Raw genomic sequence first — 16,412 nt, 5'->3', positions numbered from 1 at the left:
CCAAATACCTCCCAATCAAAACTTATTTTGTCCAAACAATTGCTGATTTATCCCTTATAGTTTCTGACTTCTGAAGTCGTTGCTCTCTCCATTTCTGTTTCTGCTACTTTAAATTCTCTCATTGGTATTAATTCCAATACGGCCACACTAGCTAAACCTAAAAAAGGAATTACTGTCTTAATAGCCGATACAGGCCATCTTCTCATCGCTCCTAAAAAAACTTTCAGGTCTACTTCATGGTAATTTTGTAAAAGCATCCGACAACAATATGCTTTAGAATAACCAACTTGCTCAAGTTTTAAAATAACTTCAGGTATATGTTGGTATTGCATTAAAAGTGCAGCCTTTGGTTGTTTTTGCCAATAACTCACACCAACAATACATTCTAAATAGACATCTTTAGTGACAATTACTTTGCCATTAGCAGCACAATAACCGGCTAAATATGCTAAAGATATCCAATTATTACTAGCAGTTGGCCAAATTTGGAGAGCGCGTTTAATTAAATCAGCACGATATACTGTAGCAGTTAGAAAAATTACTGCTCCTACACTTTTAGTAAAACAATGTTCAAATATTGCTTTACCATCACCTTTACCATCTTCAGTATCCGCATCAAACCAGCGATTACCAACTATTTTTGGTGGATGTACTGCTTCACCAGTAATTTGATTTCGACCAGAAAAATTCAAAAACAATAATGATAAATTATCAATATTTTTAATTTTATCCATCACATAAGCGACTGCTCTTTCTTGAATGGGATCATCATCACCAATTGTCCAAACATACTTGGTTGTGGCAGAACTTAGGCAATGAAAAATATTTCGCATTACGCCTATGTTTTCAGGATTTTTATTTGATTTGAATGTGATATCTTGGAGAAGATTCTTCCATTTATTAATGATAGATTGAGTATGATCCGTAGAACAGTTATCAGAAACTAAAATTTCACATTCTGTTTCAAATCCTTTAATAGCCTGAGATAACCAAGTTAATTGTTTATCTAGTAAATCGGCTCGATTGTAAGTAGGAATAGCAATAGTTAGGAGTTTGTTCATGGTTTTTGATAGAAAAAAATTTGAGAATCTTCATCAAGCTATATCTGATTTTTTCTGATTGAAATTCAGTTGATAGATAAATTTTCCTAGCAATTGCAAGTAGGTAATTATAATATTTGTGGCTAGAACTGGCCATCTTCTAAAAGCACCTAGTAATATTTTCCAATCACTCAGTTTGAAAATATTTTCTAGAATCATCCGTTGGCAAAATTGAGGAGAATATCCTAAGTTTAACAACTTCAGATAAACCTCTGGGATATAAACATATCGCATCATTAATGACCAGCGAGGATTTTCTTCTAAGGAACTAGCGTGCATTGTGCATTCCAAATAATTATCTTGAGTGACAATTACATTTCCATGAGCCGCACAAAATCCAGTCCAATATGCTTGGGATGCCAAATTTTTACAAGAAGTAGTCCACTGTTGTAAAGCTTGCTGAACTAGTTCAGTTTTATAAATGGTAGCCGTCATGAATAGTACCCCACCAAAACTACTCTGTAAATACTGTTCAAATACAGGTTTACTATTAGTGATTATTTCATCACTATCACTAGGAAACCAGTGTTTTACCAAAACTTGATTTGTTTTGTGATCACGTCCACAACAGTTAAGAAACATCAGTGATAAACTGGGATTTCTTTTAATTGTAGTTACGACATGAGCTAGGGTTCTTTCCTGAATTGGATCATCATCACCCACAGTCCAAACATATTTACTACCAGCAGCTTGAAGACAAAAAGCAATATTCGGCATTAACCCTATATCTTCCCGATTTCTATTCGCTATAAATACAGTATTACTAAAAACAGATTGCCATTTTTTGACGACTCCTGGTGTATTATCTGTTGAGCAATTATCAGAAATAATAATTTCACATTCCAATTCAAAACCTTTAATTGCTATTGCTAACCAAGCCAGTTGTTTATCTAGCAATGCAGCACGATTGTATGTAGGAATAGCAATAGTTAGTAACTTTTGCATAATACGATAATCTTGGTACAAGGATATTACTTGGTATAAATTTAAAAGAGGCTTTTAAATCGAATATCTTGAATTAATAAAATTCAATTTAATCCACCTTGATGCAATAATGTTCGGTTAAGAAAATGTAGGTTGGGTTGACGTATGTTACCCAACACCCAACAAAATTATTAATCATGTTGGGTTTTGCTGTCGCTCAACCCAACCTACGATCTTTTCGGAAGAAATTAATAATTTTCCTGCTTATTCCAGAAAAAATCTTTGTCAATTTGTTCTGTGCGAATTAGATACTCTAATTGTTTTAAGCGGGTGAATCCTCTAGACAAGAAAGTATCTTCATTCATATCAATTTGCTTGAACAAACTAAATAATTGTCCAGCCCCAAGTTGAGCATTCCAATCACACTTGAATCCGGGAAGAATAGTGTTAATCTTTTCAAAAGATACTCGATAGCTGCGATTATCTGAACCGTTAGTACCAAAAGATAATTGACAACCGGGAAAGACATCAGCAACGATTTCTGCTATTTCTTTAACTCGATAATTATTCGCTGTATCACCAACGTTAAAGATTTGATTGTGAATAATATCTCTGGGTGCTTCCAAAGCACAAACAATAGCTTTACAAATATCTAAAGCGTGAACTAATGGCCGCCACGGTGTACCGTCACTGGTCATTTTAATTTCTTTGGTAGTCCAAGCCAAGCCAGTCAAGTTGTTTAAAACAATATCAAATCGCATTCTGGGAGAAGCACCAAAAGCAGTAGCATTCCGCATGAAAGTAGGAGAGAAATCATCATCAGCTAATGGTTGAACATCTCTTTCTACTAATGTTTTACATTCGGCGTAAGCTGTTTGTGGATTAACTGGTGATGATTCTGTAATATCACCTTCACTAGCCACACCGTAAACACTACAAGAAGACATATAAACAAAGCGACGGACACCTACTGATTTTGCCAAATTAGCTAGACGAACTGAACCTAAATGATTAATATCATAAGTAATGGTAGGAGATAATTGTCCAGTCGGATCATTAGATAATTCCGCCATGTGAACAATAGCTTCTACACCTTCTAAATCTTCGGGATTGATATCACGAATATCTTTATTGAGGGTTTTAGCTGTTAAGTTAGTGCCATTATATAGCCAACCAACCTTATAAAAACCAGTATCAACACCAAGAACTTCATGTCCTCTTTGCATTAATAAAGAAGGCAATAAAGAACCAAGATAACCTTCCGTTCCAGTTACTAAAATCTTCATGATTGTTAAAATTTTTGATGTGTGAAAATATTTTGTTGCTTGAAAAATCCGCAGATAAAATTCTCTTTTCTTCCTCTGGAGCGCCTTTGCGTCTCTGCGTGTTAGCGAAGCGAGGCGAAGCCCGATAAAAAAATGTAAGTAGGTGAACGGAAAAAAACCGTAGACGCGAAGCGGCTTCTCGAAGAGTAATATGTAACGAAAAGTAAAATCGCCCAAACCCTCTTCACTCTTGCCTCTGGTTACTGAGCGAAGTCGAAGTATTGCCTCTTGCCTAGTGCCATAACGACGATTTTCAATGCTAACCTACTTAGTTCATTCTACAAAGATGCTAAACTGTGCAAATGAGTAGGTTCTGGTATTTGCTTAACTATAGCTTTACCAATTTCCAAAGAAGAAGTTGCAGCGGGTGAAGGTGCATTGCAAACATGAATAGAGTTCTCACCTGCAATGATTAAAAAGTCATCAACAAGCGCACCATTATTCATTAATGCTTGAGCGCGAACTCCTGCATGAGTAGGAATTACATCTTCTGCTTGGACTTCGGGAATTAGTGTTTGCAGACTTTTGACAAATGCTGCTTTACTAAAGGAACGAATGATTTCTTGAATCCCTTCGTCAGCGTGTTTTGCTGCTAATTTCCAAAAACCGGGATAGGTGATCACTTCGGCAAAATCTCTAAAATCAAAGTCGGTTTTTTTATAACCTTCACGTTTGAGACTGAGAACTGCATTTGGTCCTGCGTGAACTGTGTTATCAATCATCCGGGTGAAATGCACACCGAGAAAGGGGAAATCTGGGTTAGGAACTGGATAAATGAGAGTTTTGACCAGATAGCGTTTTGCGGGGGTAAGTTCGTAATATTCGCCGCGAAAGGGAACTATTTTGGCTTGGGGGTTTGCCTTACCTAATTTTGCAATGCGATCGCTATGTAATCCGGCACAATTAATCACAAATCGAGTTTCAAAACTGCCCTTGTTAGTTTCTAATACCTGATTTTTGCCACTGCGGGTAATTTTCACAACTTGGGTATTGAGACGTAAATCTCCCCCTTGATTGCGAATTAATTCCGCGTATTTTAAACAAACTTGTTTGTAATTAACAATTCCTGTACTAAATACCCGAATTCCACCTACACAACTAACATGAGGTTCAACTTCTTTGACTTCTTGAGGACTAATTCTTTTAACAGGAATACCGTTTTCTAAACCGCGGGTGTAGAGATTTTCTAAGCGGGGTAATTCTTGTTCATTAGTGGCAACAATTACCTTGCCACAAACATCATGATCAATATCATACTTTTGGCAAAATTCTACCATGGAACGGCTGCCATCCCGGGAGAATTTCGCCTTAAAACTTCCTGGTTTATAGTAAATTCCCGAATGAATTACACCGCTATTATTACCAGTTTGATGAAATGCCCATTCACTCTCTTTTTCTAAGACTAGTATTTTGGCATTTGCATAACGTTCTCCTAAAGCCATGGCGGTGGAAAGTCCAACTATTCCCCCACCAATAATCGCAAAATCATACATTAGTAATTTTTCCTAAATCCAAAATTTCTATTCCCAAACTTGCCAAGGAGCTTTACCACTTTTCCAAAGGTCTTCAAGATAGTTTTTATCTCTTAATGTGTCCATGGGTTGCCAAAAACCATCATGTTTGTAAGCCGATAACTGTTCTAAATTAGCTAACTTTTCTAATGGTTCTTTCTCCCACACAGTTGAAGTATCAGCAATAAAATCAATTACTTGTGGTTCTAGAACAAAATAGCCCCCATTAATCCAAGCACCATCACCTTCAGGTTTTTCCTGAAAACTGGTAATTTTAGTTTGTTCTTGTCCTAAAGAAATTGCGCCAAATCTTCCTGCTGGTTGCACTGCGCTGAGTGTTGCTAATGTCTTTTGTTCTTGATGGAATTTAATTAATTCTGTAATATTGATATTACTGACACCATCACCATAGGTAAAGCAAAAGGTTTCATTCCCAATATGTTCACGAACTTGCTTTAACCGCCCACCTGTCATTGTAGTATCACCTGTATTTACTAAGGTGACGCGCCAGGGTTCAGCATATCCAGAATGGACATTCATTTGATTAAATCGCATATCAAATGTCACGTCTGACATATGTAAAAAATAGTTAGCAAAGTATTCTTTAATAACGTACCCTTTGTAACCGCAACAAATAATGAAATCATGAATACCGTGAGCAGAGTAAGTCTTCATTATGTGCCAGAGAATTGGCTTACCACCAACTTCAACCATGGGTTTGGGTCTGATACTGGTTTCTTCACTTAACCTTGTACCCAGACCTCCTGCTAAAATCACTGCTTTCATGTAGTTACCTCAAAAATTTGCAGGTGGGTGATAATTTCAACTAATGGAAATGAAGAGAATGCACAATGATGGCAGAGAACTTGGATACTTTTTTCTTTCTCTTTATTGGGTAGATAAACATAATTTAACTATTATTTTCTAGAAAATTATAAAGAATAAGTAAATTAAGATATTTTATCTGTAAAATATTTATAGCAGAAGTCAGGAGTATGGCGTTAGTCATACTCCTGAACTCCTTTTATATCAATTACTTTGTCCAAGTAGGGTTGAGTTAGATAATAAACTGTCACATTTATTAGCGACAACAATACAAATGCTACTGAGGGACTGTTGATAATTATCCATATCATTTTCTTCTAAAGAAACTTTAGCGGCTGCTTCTAAATCCGCAACTGCTTGAACATGATTTTTATCAGCTATACCTTCTCCATATTGTGCTAGTTCATAGTAGGCCATACCACGTTTTAGATAAATTTTAGCCAACCGGGAATTGAGTTTAATTGCTTCAGTAAAATCGGCGATCGCTTGTTTATATTCTGCTGCATAATTAGTGCTATATTGAGCCATTTGATAGCGAACCGAACCCCGTTGAAAATAAGCATCTACTTTTGATGAATTGAGTTTAATGGCTTCAGTAAAATCGGCAATTGATTTTTCGTATTCGTGAAAAGAATTATTGATGTATTTATTGATTTCAAATCGCACAACACCCCTTCTGATATAAGCCTCAGCATCATTTTTATTTATATTGATGGCAGCATTAAAATCCGCGATTGCTTGTTTATATTCTCTGTTAGGGTCACTACTATAGTTAGCAAGCATATAATAAGCATTACCGCGATTTACATAAGCTTTAACTTCTTGAGGATCTAACTTCAAAGCTTGGTTATAATTAGCTAATGCAGCTTCATAATTATTTAAATTGTACTGGGAATTAGCCAAATCTATATAGCTTTTAGCAGACTGGGGATTCTTTTCAATAGCTTGGGTAAAGTTGACCACTGCCTGTTCATAGTCTTGCCGTTGATAAGCAGTATGACCACGCTGATAATAATCCGTAAAAGAAAGCTTTGGTAAATCAGGAGTTTGATTAGCAGCACGAGACATCAAACTTTGTTGAGTATAAGGATTTTGGGAAACAAAAGGACGGGTAAATTTAATCATTACGTCCAAATAACCCAAAAGACCCAATCCCATCACCCCAACAATGAAACCGTATACCTTGGGGTTTAACTTTTTCCGAGACGGAACATGATAAAACTGCTGGTTTATGGGTTGCCAATGATAGACCGGATAATTTGATTTTAATGGCTGAGTAATCCGTGGAGTCGGAACATAGCGACGTTTAGACTGAGGTTTTTGGCGTGGTTGCAGATGTTGTTTAGAAGCGATCGCTACGAGTGACGGAAACGGATCTCTTCCACCTAATCGTCTAGTCCTCTCACACCAAGGACATTTATCTAAATGATTATGATAAAGATGCTGAGGATTAGCCGCACAAGTCAGCAAACTTTCCTCCACTGCCGCTAATGCCGATAACCAAGTTTGAGCATTAGGACGTAACCGGGGATTGTCATGACCATCTTCAAAACAACGCACAAATAAATCCTGTAAGCTGGGATGAAGCAGATCCCAACCAGGGGAAATCGGAGTGGGCAAATAGGGGACTTGTTTCTTTTGACTATAGGTAAAATGCCCAGAAAGTATCCTCCCCTGGTAGGTTGGAGGTTCTATCCCACCTTGAAATATCCCAGAAAATGGGTGAGTTCCTTCCATTAACAATTGGAAAATCAGTACAGCCAACCCAAATAAATCATGATAATTTTCGCGGTCATAATCAGCAAAAGTTTTATTCTGTAATTCTGGCGGAGTATACTCAGCCTTACCCACAGAACAACGATAGACCAGATTTTCTAATGGTTCGGTCACTTGGAACGAATCTGTATCTACCAATGTCACCAATGCCGTATCACTAACCAGAATATTTGACTCATTCACATCACCAATACAGTATCCGCTGGCGTGCAAAGCCGCAAAAGCCGAGGCTAGGTTACGGGCAGTCCGTAATAAATACTGATAATTAAACAATGGGCAATGTTGTCGGCGAATCCCCGGATTATAAAAATCCATAATTGGCCGCATTCCCCGAATCCGGGGCATAATAAAGCCCACAATCTTACCGCTACTATCTGCTGCTTGCAACAACTCCTGTGGCCAAGCAATGGCAATATGCCCTAAATTGTCCGTCGGATTAACAGGAGGATTAGCCAGCATTGCCCGCAGTTTTTGGGCATAGGAGATAGTTGGTTTGTGATAGATTTTCGCCACTAGATTGTCATCCAATGGCACTGCATAGATACAAGCTTCACCACCATGTCCCACACTGACAGAGAGGTTGAGAATTTCCGGGTTGGGAAAACGACGTAGTACCTGCATGGCAGAATTAAGGTTATGTGAAGTAATTGGAATCAGTCAAAAGTTCAGCAACTCAAGAGGATGGCTTTAGCTGGTTTGACACTCTGCGGTCTAAAGACACGCAGATTCTTTAAGACCTGCTTAAAAAGGATAGTCAATTATCCTCCTAGACGCTCAAGGCAACTACCAGTACGACAGGTATTGCAATTACGCTTACTTTTGTTTTTTTTGCTGCTTTTGTGAGTCCATCAATTTTTAATGTTAAACGCTCCATGGTTTACCATTGCTTGTTTACCCAGGCTACAGCTATGCCGAGACGAGATAAATCAGGGGTTTCTCCTTAATAAAACACTTCTTTGCGCTGATGGTTATTCCTACTTGCTAATTAATTCTATCATGTCACCGCGAATAAATTCGCCGTTGGCACTTCCTCCACGCATCTATTGCCAAGTGGCTTCCGTGCCTTTCGTTCTATTTGGTGAGGAGGTAGGAGTTATCCACCAACCTGCAAATAATTCCTGATTACCATAACTCATGAGTTAATAAATGCAGCTAGAACTAAAGTCAAATCATCATCAGTCCGCTGAGTAATTTTATCAGAGCTTAAAAATCTCATTAGATGTTCTTTGGCTAATATTCTATCTTCAGCGTTAGCTACAAACTCGAATAAAGGTAAAAAGAAAGGTTTATGAGGTTCACCAACAATCATATTTAAAGCTAACATCTGTAACCCATCGGTAAGCACACCAACATTAACTATCTCTTCCCGCCATATTTTCAGTTGTGCTGTCTCTAAGGCATCGGGAGATGTTAAAAAGGTCGTTTGATTGATATATTCACCGTTGCTGGGGATGGTTAAGGCTATCAGATTACCCATACTATTTTTAGCTACAGCTAAACCATCACCAACCTGCCCCACAGCCACAATTTCTGGTGTAGCAATCATGACAATTAAGGTAGTTGCTAAATCATGAGGTTGATTGTGACAAATATCCGCCTCAATTTCTATGGCTTTACGGGCTGCTAACATAGCATCAGTTAGCAAATAACCCAAAAAATCATTATTAGCCAGGGTATTACTGGTAATCTCTTGGCGAGAAAGATGCTCTATTGCCGTTTCTACAGCAATCATTGATCCCACCTTTCCTAGTTTAGCAGAACCCGCACCATCTGCTGCTGCTATTACCAACACATTATTGGCTAATAGTTGCCAATGGTGAGCATCCTGACAAAGTTGCTGGTTTTTTGAGTGACTAGTTCCACATACAGATGCAGCTACTATGCGCCATTGAGAAATCTGTTTTGATGTATTCATATAATTTGTTTTCCACAGCTAGTTCAGTTTAAACAACAAGCTGTAATTTTCATCTAAACAGATCCCCACCCAATTGGTGGTAGTGCTACCTGTTCATCTACTTGAGAATGGGATACCGCTGACATACTTGCGGACAGCCATACAAACATCTCAATAAAATTTAATCCTTTTAGCTTGAGTGGACTCCGCACAGCGATTTGACTTAATCTGCTCATGTTCGCATTGTCTACCCCCACAGTAAAGAAGGCCACCCGCTTATTAGATTCATCTCCTTGCAGTCTTTGGGATGCTTGTTCGACAACATGATCTAGTTCACCTTGGGGTTCACCATCGGTAATCATAAATACCCAGGGACGGTAGTAAGCAATACCATTATTTCGATATTGGGATTTACGCTCTTGAATAATATCTAATGCTTTATGAATTGCTGAACCCATGATGGTTAAACCCTGGGCTGTGAGAATTGGCGGATTGAATTGATCAGCAGTTACAAAGTCCTGCACGACATTTACACTACTATCAAAGGTGATAATTGCCACTTCCACTCTTCTGGATGCTAGAGAATTTTTTACCAGTTCATCCTTTAAACTCAACAAACCTTGATTTAAAGCTTCGATTCGTTCCCCCTGCATTGAGCCGGAGGTATCTAGCAATAGCACGCATGGGCAACGGGGTTCGGGATTTTCCGCAAATTCTACAACTTCGTCAAGATTAAACGTATCAATCATAACTTTTTGTGTTATGTTATAATCCAAAGTCTTATTTTCCTTTTACTCAAAGTATATAGTTTCTAGCGCTAGTATGACTAAAATTATGGTATTTTGTCGAAAATACTTGAGTTTTTCAGTAAAGATATTGATTTGCGGTAAATTTGCCAAATATCTCTCCAACTCCTCATAACTAAGTGTTGCATAATTCAAGTATGAATAACCTCACTCAGAGGGAATTACAACTAATTTCCTGGGTGTAATTTCCAGGAAATGAATACTTTCTCTTCTTTGCTATTCTTGCTCTTGTCCAATAGCTGAGTGCTATAATCAACATATACATTTACCTCCATAAATTTTTAAAGATTCTATGTGAGATTTCGTCTGTCTTCAGGTAAATAAATTCATTATTTTTAAATCCCCAAACAGGACGAATATCATTCTGACGGTTGATGAATTTAAATTATCCGAAAGATCTCAGCATTCTTGCTCGGATTACTATGTGATTTATCAAGATCAAATAGCTGAAAAATCTGACAAGCAGGAGATTTTTATCTAAGCAAATGCTCAAGAATTAGCACGAAAAACTACAAAACTTGTTACATTCAAGATCGCTAGGTAGGAGAATTTTTAGAAAATGTTTTTCGTTGATATTCATAATTTAATAACTTGTGTGTGATCATGACTATATTTTCCAGTGATATCATATTACAGCCTGATATTTAATCTTTTCCCATACTATATTGATGTATCCGCCCAAAAAATTGTAAAAATATGAAAAATACTGGCACATTTACCAAACTACCTCCCGCAGGTTTATTAAGACAATTAAGCAACTGTTATGAAACTACCTGTTTACAAGCATTTAGTAACTCTGTATCTTGGTTGATATATATAGAAAAAGGAAAAATTATCTATGCGACTCATTCCGTAGAACCTTTTGATAGATTAGAACGACAAATGCGTCGTCTCCATCAACAAATCCCGCTCGTAGATAATGAAGTGCGCGTACAAATGCGCTTGGTGTTTGAAGCTGAAGATCATGATCACTTCCCAAACCAACCTCCAGAATACGAAGCGATTAACTGGCTTGTCACTGAACAACATCTTCTGCCTACTCAAGCAACATTACTTATTCAAGAATTAGTTAAAGAGGTAATTGAATGGTTTATCCTCATTAAAACAGGTACTTATGAATTAGCAGAACCAATCCATGATTTGACAAAAATTTGTCAGTTAGATATCAATACTATCATCGAAGAATGTCAAAATCAGTTACAAAATTGGCGATATCTTGGTAGATATATCTCTTCTCCCTATCAGCGTCCATATTTGTTAGTTAGTAGCAAATTTCAGGATAAAAGATTACCACCACTAAAAGAGAATATCACTAATTGGATGAAGGGTTTTAGCTTGCGTCATCTAGCGATTATCATGAATCAGGATGAATTGCAACTAGCTTTAAGTTTATACCCCTATATTGTCAAGGGTTCGATAGTATTACATGAGCCAGATCCTCCATTTGATAAATTACCAAAAACAAATGGCAGTCTATTACCATTTTCTGAAGATAGCACAGAATCGGTGAAGGAAAAATTATTTATTTCCGATGTAGCACTAAGCAAAGATCCTCCTCCAGAAACTTTAATTATTTCTGAAAATAATGTTGCGGTTCAACAGCTAGTAACAGACATTGCTGATTTACCTCCAGATGATTTACAACCCGAAACTGTTGATAGTAACATAGATGCTGATTCCCAAAAAGTAAAAGTCAATCCGAGAACTACACAAAAGACTTACAAAATTATCTCTGTAGATGATAGTCCCACAATTCTCAAGGAAATCAGCCGTTATTTAGAAGATGAGAATTTTACTTTGGTAACTATTAATGAACCAGTAAAAGCAGTTATGTCAATTATTCGACATAAGCCGGATCTGATTTTACTGGATTTAAATATGGCAGGAATTGATGGTTATGAACTATGTCGGATTATCCGCAATAATTCCCTGTTTAAAAATATTCCCATTATTTTTGTGACTAGCAATAAGGGAATTATAGATAAGGTAAAAGCGAGATTTGTCGGTGCTTCGGGATATTTAACTAAACCCTTTACTCGCGCTGAATTGCTAAAAATGATTTTTATGCACTTGGCATAATGATAGCAAAGTAGGGGTTTAGCATTGCGCTTTACCCTGACTTGATTTTGAACTTAAATTTTGTGCTTCCTTGTCTCAACCCAAGCAACCAACCGTTATTTTAGAAGTATAAGTTTTTTAAATGAACATTTTTACAAAATTGGTAAAGTTGATGTTTATTGAGAATATCTCTCTCTATTCTCAAGATTATTGAGAATGTTGTCAATAAGTTAACGGAAATAGGTTTTTACAGGATTGATTAATACCCCTTGACTTTTTGTGCTACTATTAGAGATAGAATTGGCTAATGCTATGTTTAATTTTTGGGCTTAACTAAAAGCCTGTATTTTGTTGGGTATCCTTGCGTCAACCCAACGGACAATATAAATTGATTAAAGATTTAAAATAAATGACTTTCCATAAACTACAACCCAGAGAATCATTAAATAAAGCCTTTCTCAAGGTTAAACCCAATAGAAATGATATTGAGCATTTTAAAAAGAATCTGCAAAGTCTCATTGAGAAAATTAATGAAGTTGAATCTGAAGAGTTTCATAAAAATCTGATTGGTGATTTTTTAAAGAACACATATTATAGCACAAATCATTTCATTAATACTAAGGGACGCAATGATTTTGTTATTCATAATGGCAAAGATGCTAAAAGTAGTGTTGGTGTAATTCTGGAAGCTAAAAAACCTACCAATAAAGGTGAAATGCTGAAAGTTGATAATTTGAATACTAAAGCTTTTCAAGAATTGGTTTTATATTTTCTGCGGGAACGTCTGATAGAGAAAAATATAGAAGTTAAATATTTAATAGTTACTAATATTTATGAATGGTTTATTTTTGATGCAAATAGTTTTGATAAAGCATTTATTGAAAATAAAACCCTGGTTAAGCAATTTACAGATTTTGCAGAGGGAAGATTAACAAGTAAAAAAACGGATTTCTTTTATAAGGAAATTGCTCAACCTGCTATTGCGGAAATTCAAGATCAAATTCCTTTTACATATTTTGATATTCGAGAATGTCAGGAATATTTACAACCTGGTGAAAATCCCCATGATCATAAATTAATCCCACTGTTTAAGTTATTTTCACCATCACATTTATTAAAATTACCTTTTTCTAATGATAGCAATACTCTTGATAAAGGATTTTACAGCGAATTATTACATATTATCGGGTTAACTGAAACTAAGGAAGGTGGTAAAAAACTCATTCAACGCAAAAAGGAAAATGAGAGAAATCCAGGTTCACTGATTGAAAATGCAATTGTCCAACTTGATAGTTTAGATAAAATTTCTCGCATAGAAAAGCCAGAACGATTTGGAGAAACTTCTCAAGAACAAATTTTTAACGTTGGGTTAGAATTAGCAATTACTTGGGTAAATAGAATCCTGTTTCTGAAGTTATTAGAAGCGCAATTAATCAAATATCATAAAAATGATCCGTCTTTCGGATTCTTGAATTTAGAGAAAGTCCAAAATTATCATGATCTTAACAGTCTTTTCTTTAATGTATTAGCTCGTAAACAAAACGAAAGAAACGAAACTGTAAAAAAGATATTTTCTCATGTTCCTTATTTAAATAGTTCTTTATTTGAACCAACAGATATGGAACAATTCACCATTTTTATTAACAATCTTAGAAATGAGAAACTAGAAATTTTTCCCGCGACTGTCTTAAAAGACAACAACGGAAAAAAACGCATTGGTGAAATTAATGCTTTAGAATATCTCTTTGAATTTCTCAATGCTTATGATTTTAGTAGTGAAAGCGGGGAAGAAATTCAAGAAGAGAATAAAAGGTTAATTAATGCGTCTGTACTGGGTTTGATTTTCGAGAAAATTAACGGTTATAAAGATGGTTCTTTCTTTACTCCCGGTTTCATTACTATGTATATGTGTCGGGAAACAATTAGAAGAGCGGTTGTACAGAAGTTTAATGAAGTTAAAGGTTGGAATTGTGAAAATATTGATGATTTATATGAAAAGATAGAAGATAAAAAAGACGCTAATAGAATTATCAATAGTTTGAAAATATGTGATCCTGCTGTGGGTTCAGGACATTTTTTAGTTTCGGCTTTGAATGAAATTATTGCGATTAAAAGCGAATTGAAGATTTTACTTGATAGGGAAGGTAAAAGATTAAAAGAGTATGATATTGAAGTTGTCAATGATGAATTGATTGTGATTGATGATGAAAAGTTATTATTTGAGTACAATCCTAAAAGCAAGGAAAGTCAAAGAGTTCAAGAAACGCTATTTCATGAAAAACAAACGATTATTGAAAACTGTTTATTTGGTGTAGATATAAATCCCAATTCTGTGAAAATATGTCGGTTGCGGTTATGGATTGAACTGTTGAAAAATGCTTATTACAAGACCTCACCCCTAACCCCTCTCCTGGGAGGAGAGGGGAATATAGGAGAATTGGAAACTTTACCCAATATTGATATTAATATTAAATGTGGTAATTCTTTAATTAGTCGTTTTTCTTTAGATGCTGATTTGCGACAAGCTTTAAATAGAAATAAATGCAGTATAGAAACTTATAGAAATGCTGTTCAAACTTATCGCAATGCTGAAAATAAAGAGCAAAAGCGGGAAATGGAAAGATTGATTAATGATATTAAAGGTAATTTTAAAACAACGTTACAAGGAAGTGATCCAAATAAAACTAAGTTAAGAAAGTTAGAGGGTGAACTTTTTAATTTAGAGAATCAAATTTTGTTATTTGAGGAAACGAAAGCTGAGAAAAAGACGCGGGAGAAAAAAATCTCTAAGTTAAATAATGAGATTGATAAGTTACGGGTTGAGATTGAGGATATAGAAGGTGGTAAAATATATGAAAATGCGCTGGAATGGCGTTTTGAGTTTCCTGAAGTTTTGAATAATGAGGGTGTTTTTGTCGGTTTTGATGTGGTAATTGGTAATCCTCCTTATGGCGTATTTCCTTCAAAATCAGAATTAGCTTTAGTGATGAATAAATATGGGTGTTTAGGTATAAATAATTCACTAAAAGATAGCTATTTTATATTTTGCTTATTAGGTTTAAAGGATATTTTAAAACCTCATGGAAATCTTTGTTACATAATACCTAATACTTGGAAATTAATTGATGCAGCACAGCAGTTTAGACAAAGTTTAATTAGAGAGTTTCGGTTTTTATGTATAGATCAATTTAAAACGAAAATATTTGATGAAGCCACAGTAGATTGTGATATTATCTTGATGCAAAATAGTAAAATAGCAGAATATGATGTAAAAATACAGTTGAGAAATAGGAATATAATTGAATTTGTGAATATTTTATCAAAAAATACCTTATCAAAACAGCAATTTTTTAATTTTTTACTTGATGAGAATCAATTATTTTTATCAGATAAGATATATTCAAAATCTTTACTAATAAAAGACTATTTTGATATTAGAAATGGTGTAAAACCTTATGAAGTTGGTAAAGGTTATCCACCACAGACAAAAAAAATATTAGATGAAAAACCTTATACTGCTGAAACTAAATTAAACGAAACTTTTCAACCCTTAATTGGTGGACGTTATTTTCATAAATATGTGATTTTATGGGATGACAACTTTTGGATTAGTTATGGTAAATGGTTAGCAGCACCTAGAGAAGAATCAATATTTAAAGCTAAAGAAAAACTTATTTTTAGACAAACCAGTGATCAAATAATTGGAACTTTTATTGAATCTGGATTTATTCTAAGAAATAATGTACATATTGTTCTCAAAAAAGATGATACATTTAACCTTAAATATCTGCTAAGTATTTTAAACTCAAAATTAATTGATTTTGTTTATACTAGTATCAATCCAGAAAAGGGAGAAGCATTAGCAGAAGTGAAAGCATTTCATTTAGGAATGTTACCCTTTTATCCACTTTCTACAAAAGATCAAGTTCCTTTTATCCACATAGTTGATAAAATTCTCACCGCTAAAAAATCAGATCCAAAAGCAGATACAACCGCATTAGAAACAGAAATAGATCAGCTAGTTTATCAACTTTACGAACTAACAGCAGAAGAGATTAAAATTATAGAAGGGTAAACACCACAAATCCCAGATACCCGACTTCTCGAAGAAGTCGGGTATCTAAAAGATAAAGCTTAAACCTTAAAAATATATTTAACCTACTGAATACCTATTCAAATATTAGGTGGATGTT

General features: G+C 35.3%; 10 protein-coding genes. 2 read left to right on the top strand and 8 right to left on the bottom strand.

The annotated features are described in order from the left end of the window. Positions 1-47: 47 nt before the first annotated feature. The 8 genes from BMF77_RS00170 to BMF77_RS00135 all read right to left on the bottom strand — a co-directional run bounded on the left by BMF77_RS00170 (position 48) and on the right by BMF77_RS00135 (position 10,104). Positions 48-1,061 (bottom strand): glycosyltransferase family 2 protein, encoded by a 1,014-nt coding sequence (locus BMF77_RS00170; protein WP_148759692.1) that lies wholly within the window; start codon positions 1,059-1,061, stop codon positions 48-50. Between the two features lie 33 nt (positions 1,062-1,094). Then, the gene (locus BMF77_RS00165; RefSeq protein WP_148759690.1) at positions 1,095-2,045 is read right to left on the bottom strand and encodes a glycosyltransferase family 2 protein; all 951 of its coding nucleotides are present in this window, start codon (positions 2,043-2,045) and stop codon (positions 1,095-1,097) included. A gap of 227 nt (positions 2,046-2,272) precedes the next feature. Then, the gene (locus BMF77_RS00160) at positions 2,273-3,310 is read right to left on the bottom strand and encodes an NAD(P)-dependent oxidoreductase (RefSeq protein WP_148759688.1); all 1,038 of its coding nucleotides are present in this window, start codon (positions 3,308-3,310) and stop codon (positions 2,273-2,275) included. A gap of 317 nt (positions 3,311-3,627) precedes the next feature. Further along, positions 3,628-4,842, bottom strand: coding sequence for an L-2-hydroxyglutarate oxidase (lhgO, locus tag BMF77_RS00155; protein ID WP_148759686.1), 1,215 nt, complete (start codon positions 4,840-4,842; stop codon positions 3,628-3,630). 27 nt (positions 4,843-4,869) lie between these two features. Beyond that, entirely contained in the window at positions 4,870-5,646 is a 777-nt protein-coding gene (gene rfbF / locus BMF77_RS00150; RefSeq protein WP_148759684.1) for a glucose-1-phosphate cytidylyltransferase, read from the bottom strand. 243 nt (positions 5,647-5,889) lie between these two features. After that, positions 5,890-8,082: a tetratricopeptide repeat protein gene (locus BMF77_RS00145; protein ID WP_148759682.1), complete on the bottom strand. Its 2,193-nt coding sequence runs from the start codon at positions 8,080-8,082 to the stop codon at positions 5,890-5,892. A gap of 511 nt (positions 8,083-8,593) precedes the next feature. Beyond that, positions 8,594-9,376: a PP2C family serine/threonine-protein phosphatase gene (locus BMF77_RS00140; RefSeq protein WP_015077999.1), complete on the bottom strand. Its 783-nt coding sequence runs from the start codon at positions 9,374-9,376 to the stop codon at positions 8,594-8,596. Positions 9,377-9,429: 53 nt separating this feature from the next. Then, the gene (locus BMF77_RS00135) at positions 9,430-10,104 is read right to left on the bottom strand and encodes a VWA domain-containing protein (RefSeq protein WP_148759680.1); all 675 of its coding nucleotides are present in this window, start codon (positions 10,102-10,104) and stop codon (positions 9,430-9,432) included. 753 nt (positions 10,105-10,857) lie between these two features. On the opposite strand from BMF77_RS00135, the gene BMF77_RS00130 reads away from it, so the two are divergent. Then, complete coding sequence (locus BMF77_RS00130; RefSeq protein ID WP_148759678.1) at positions 10,858-12,240, top strand: response regulator; 1,383 nt, start codon at positions 10,858-10,860, stop codon at positions 12,238-12,240. Between the two features lie 694 nt (positions 12,241-12,934). Next, a complete protein-coding gene (locus tag BMF77_RS00125) occupies positions 12,935-16,294 on the top strand; it encodes an Eco57I restriction-modification methylase domain-containing protein (protein ID WP_246863037.1) in 3,360 nt (1,119 codons plus the stop codon). Positions 16,295-16,412: the final 118 nt, after the last annotated feature.

The sequence above is a fragment of the Dolichospermum sp. UHCC 0315A genome (genome assembly GCF_008121535.1).
Taxonomy (GTDB): Bacteria; Cyanobacteriota; Cyanobacteriia; order Cyanobacteriales; family Nostocaceae; genus Dolichospermum; species Dolichospermum lemmermannii.
The sequence above is the reverse complement of the archived record's forward strand: the minus strand, read 5'-3'. Positions and strand labels throughout refer to the sequence as shown.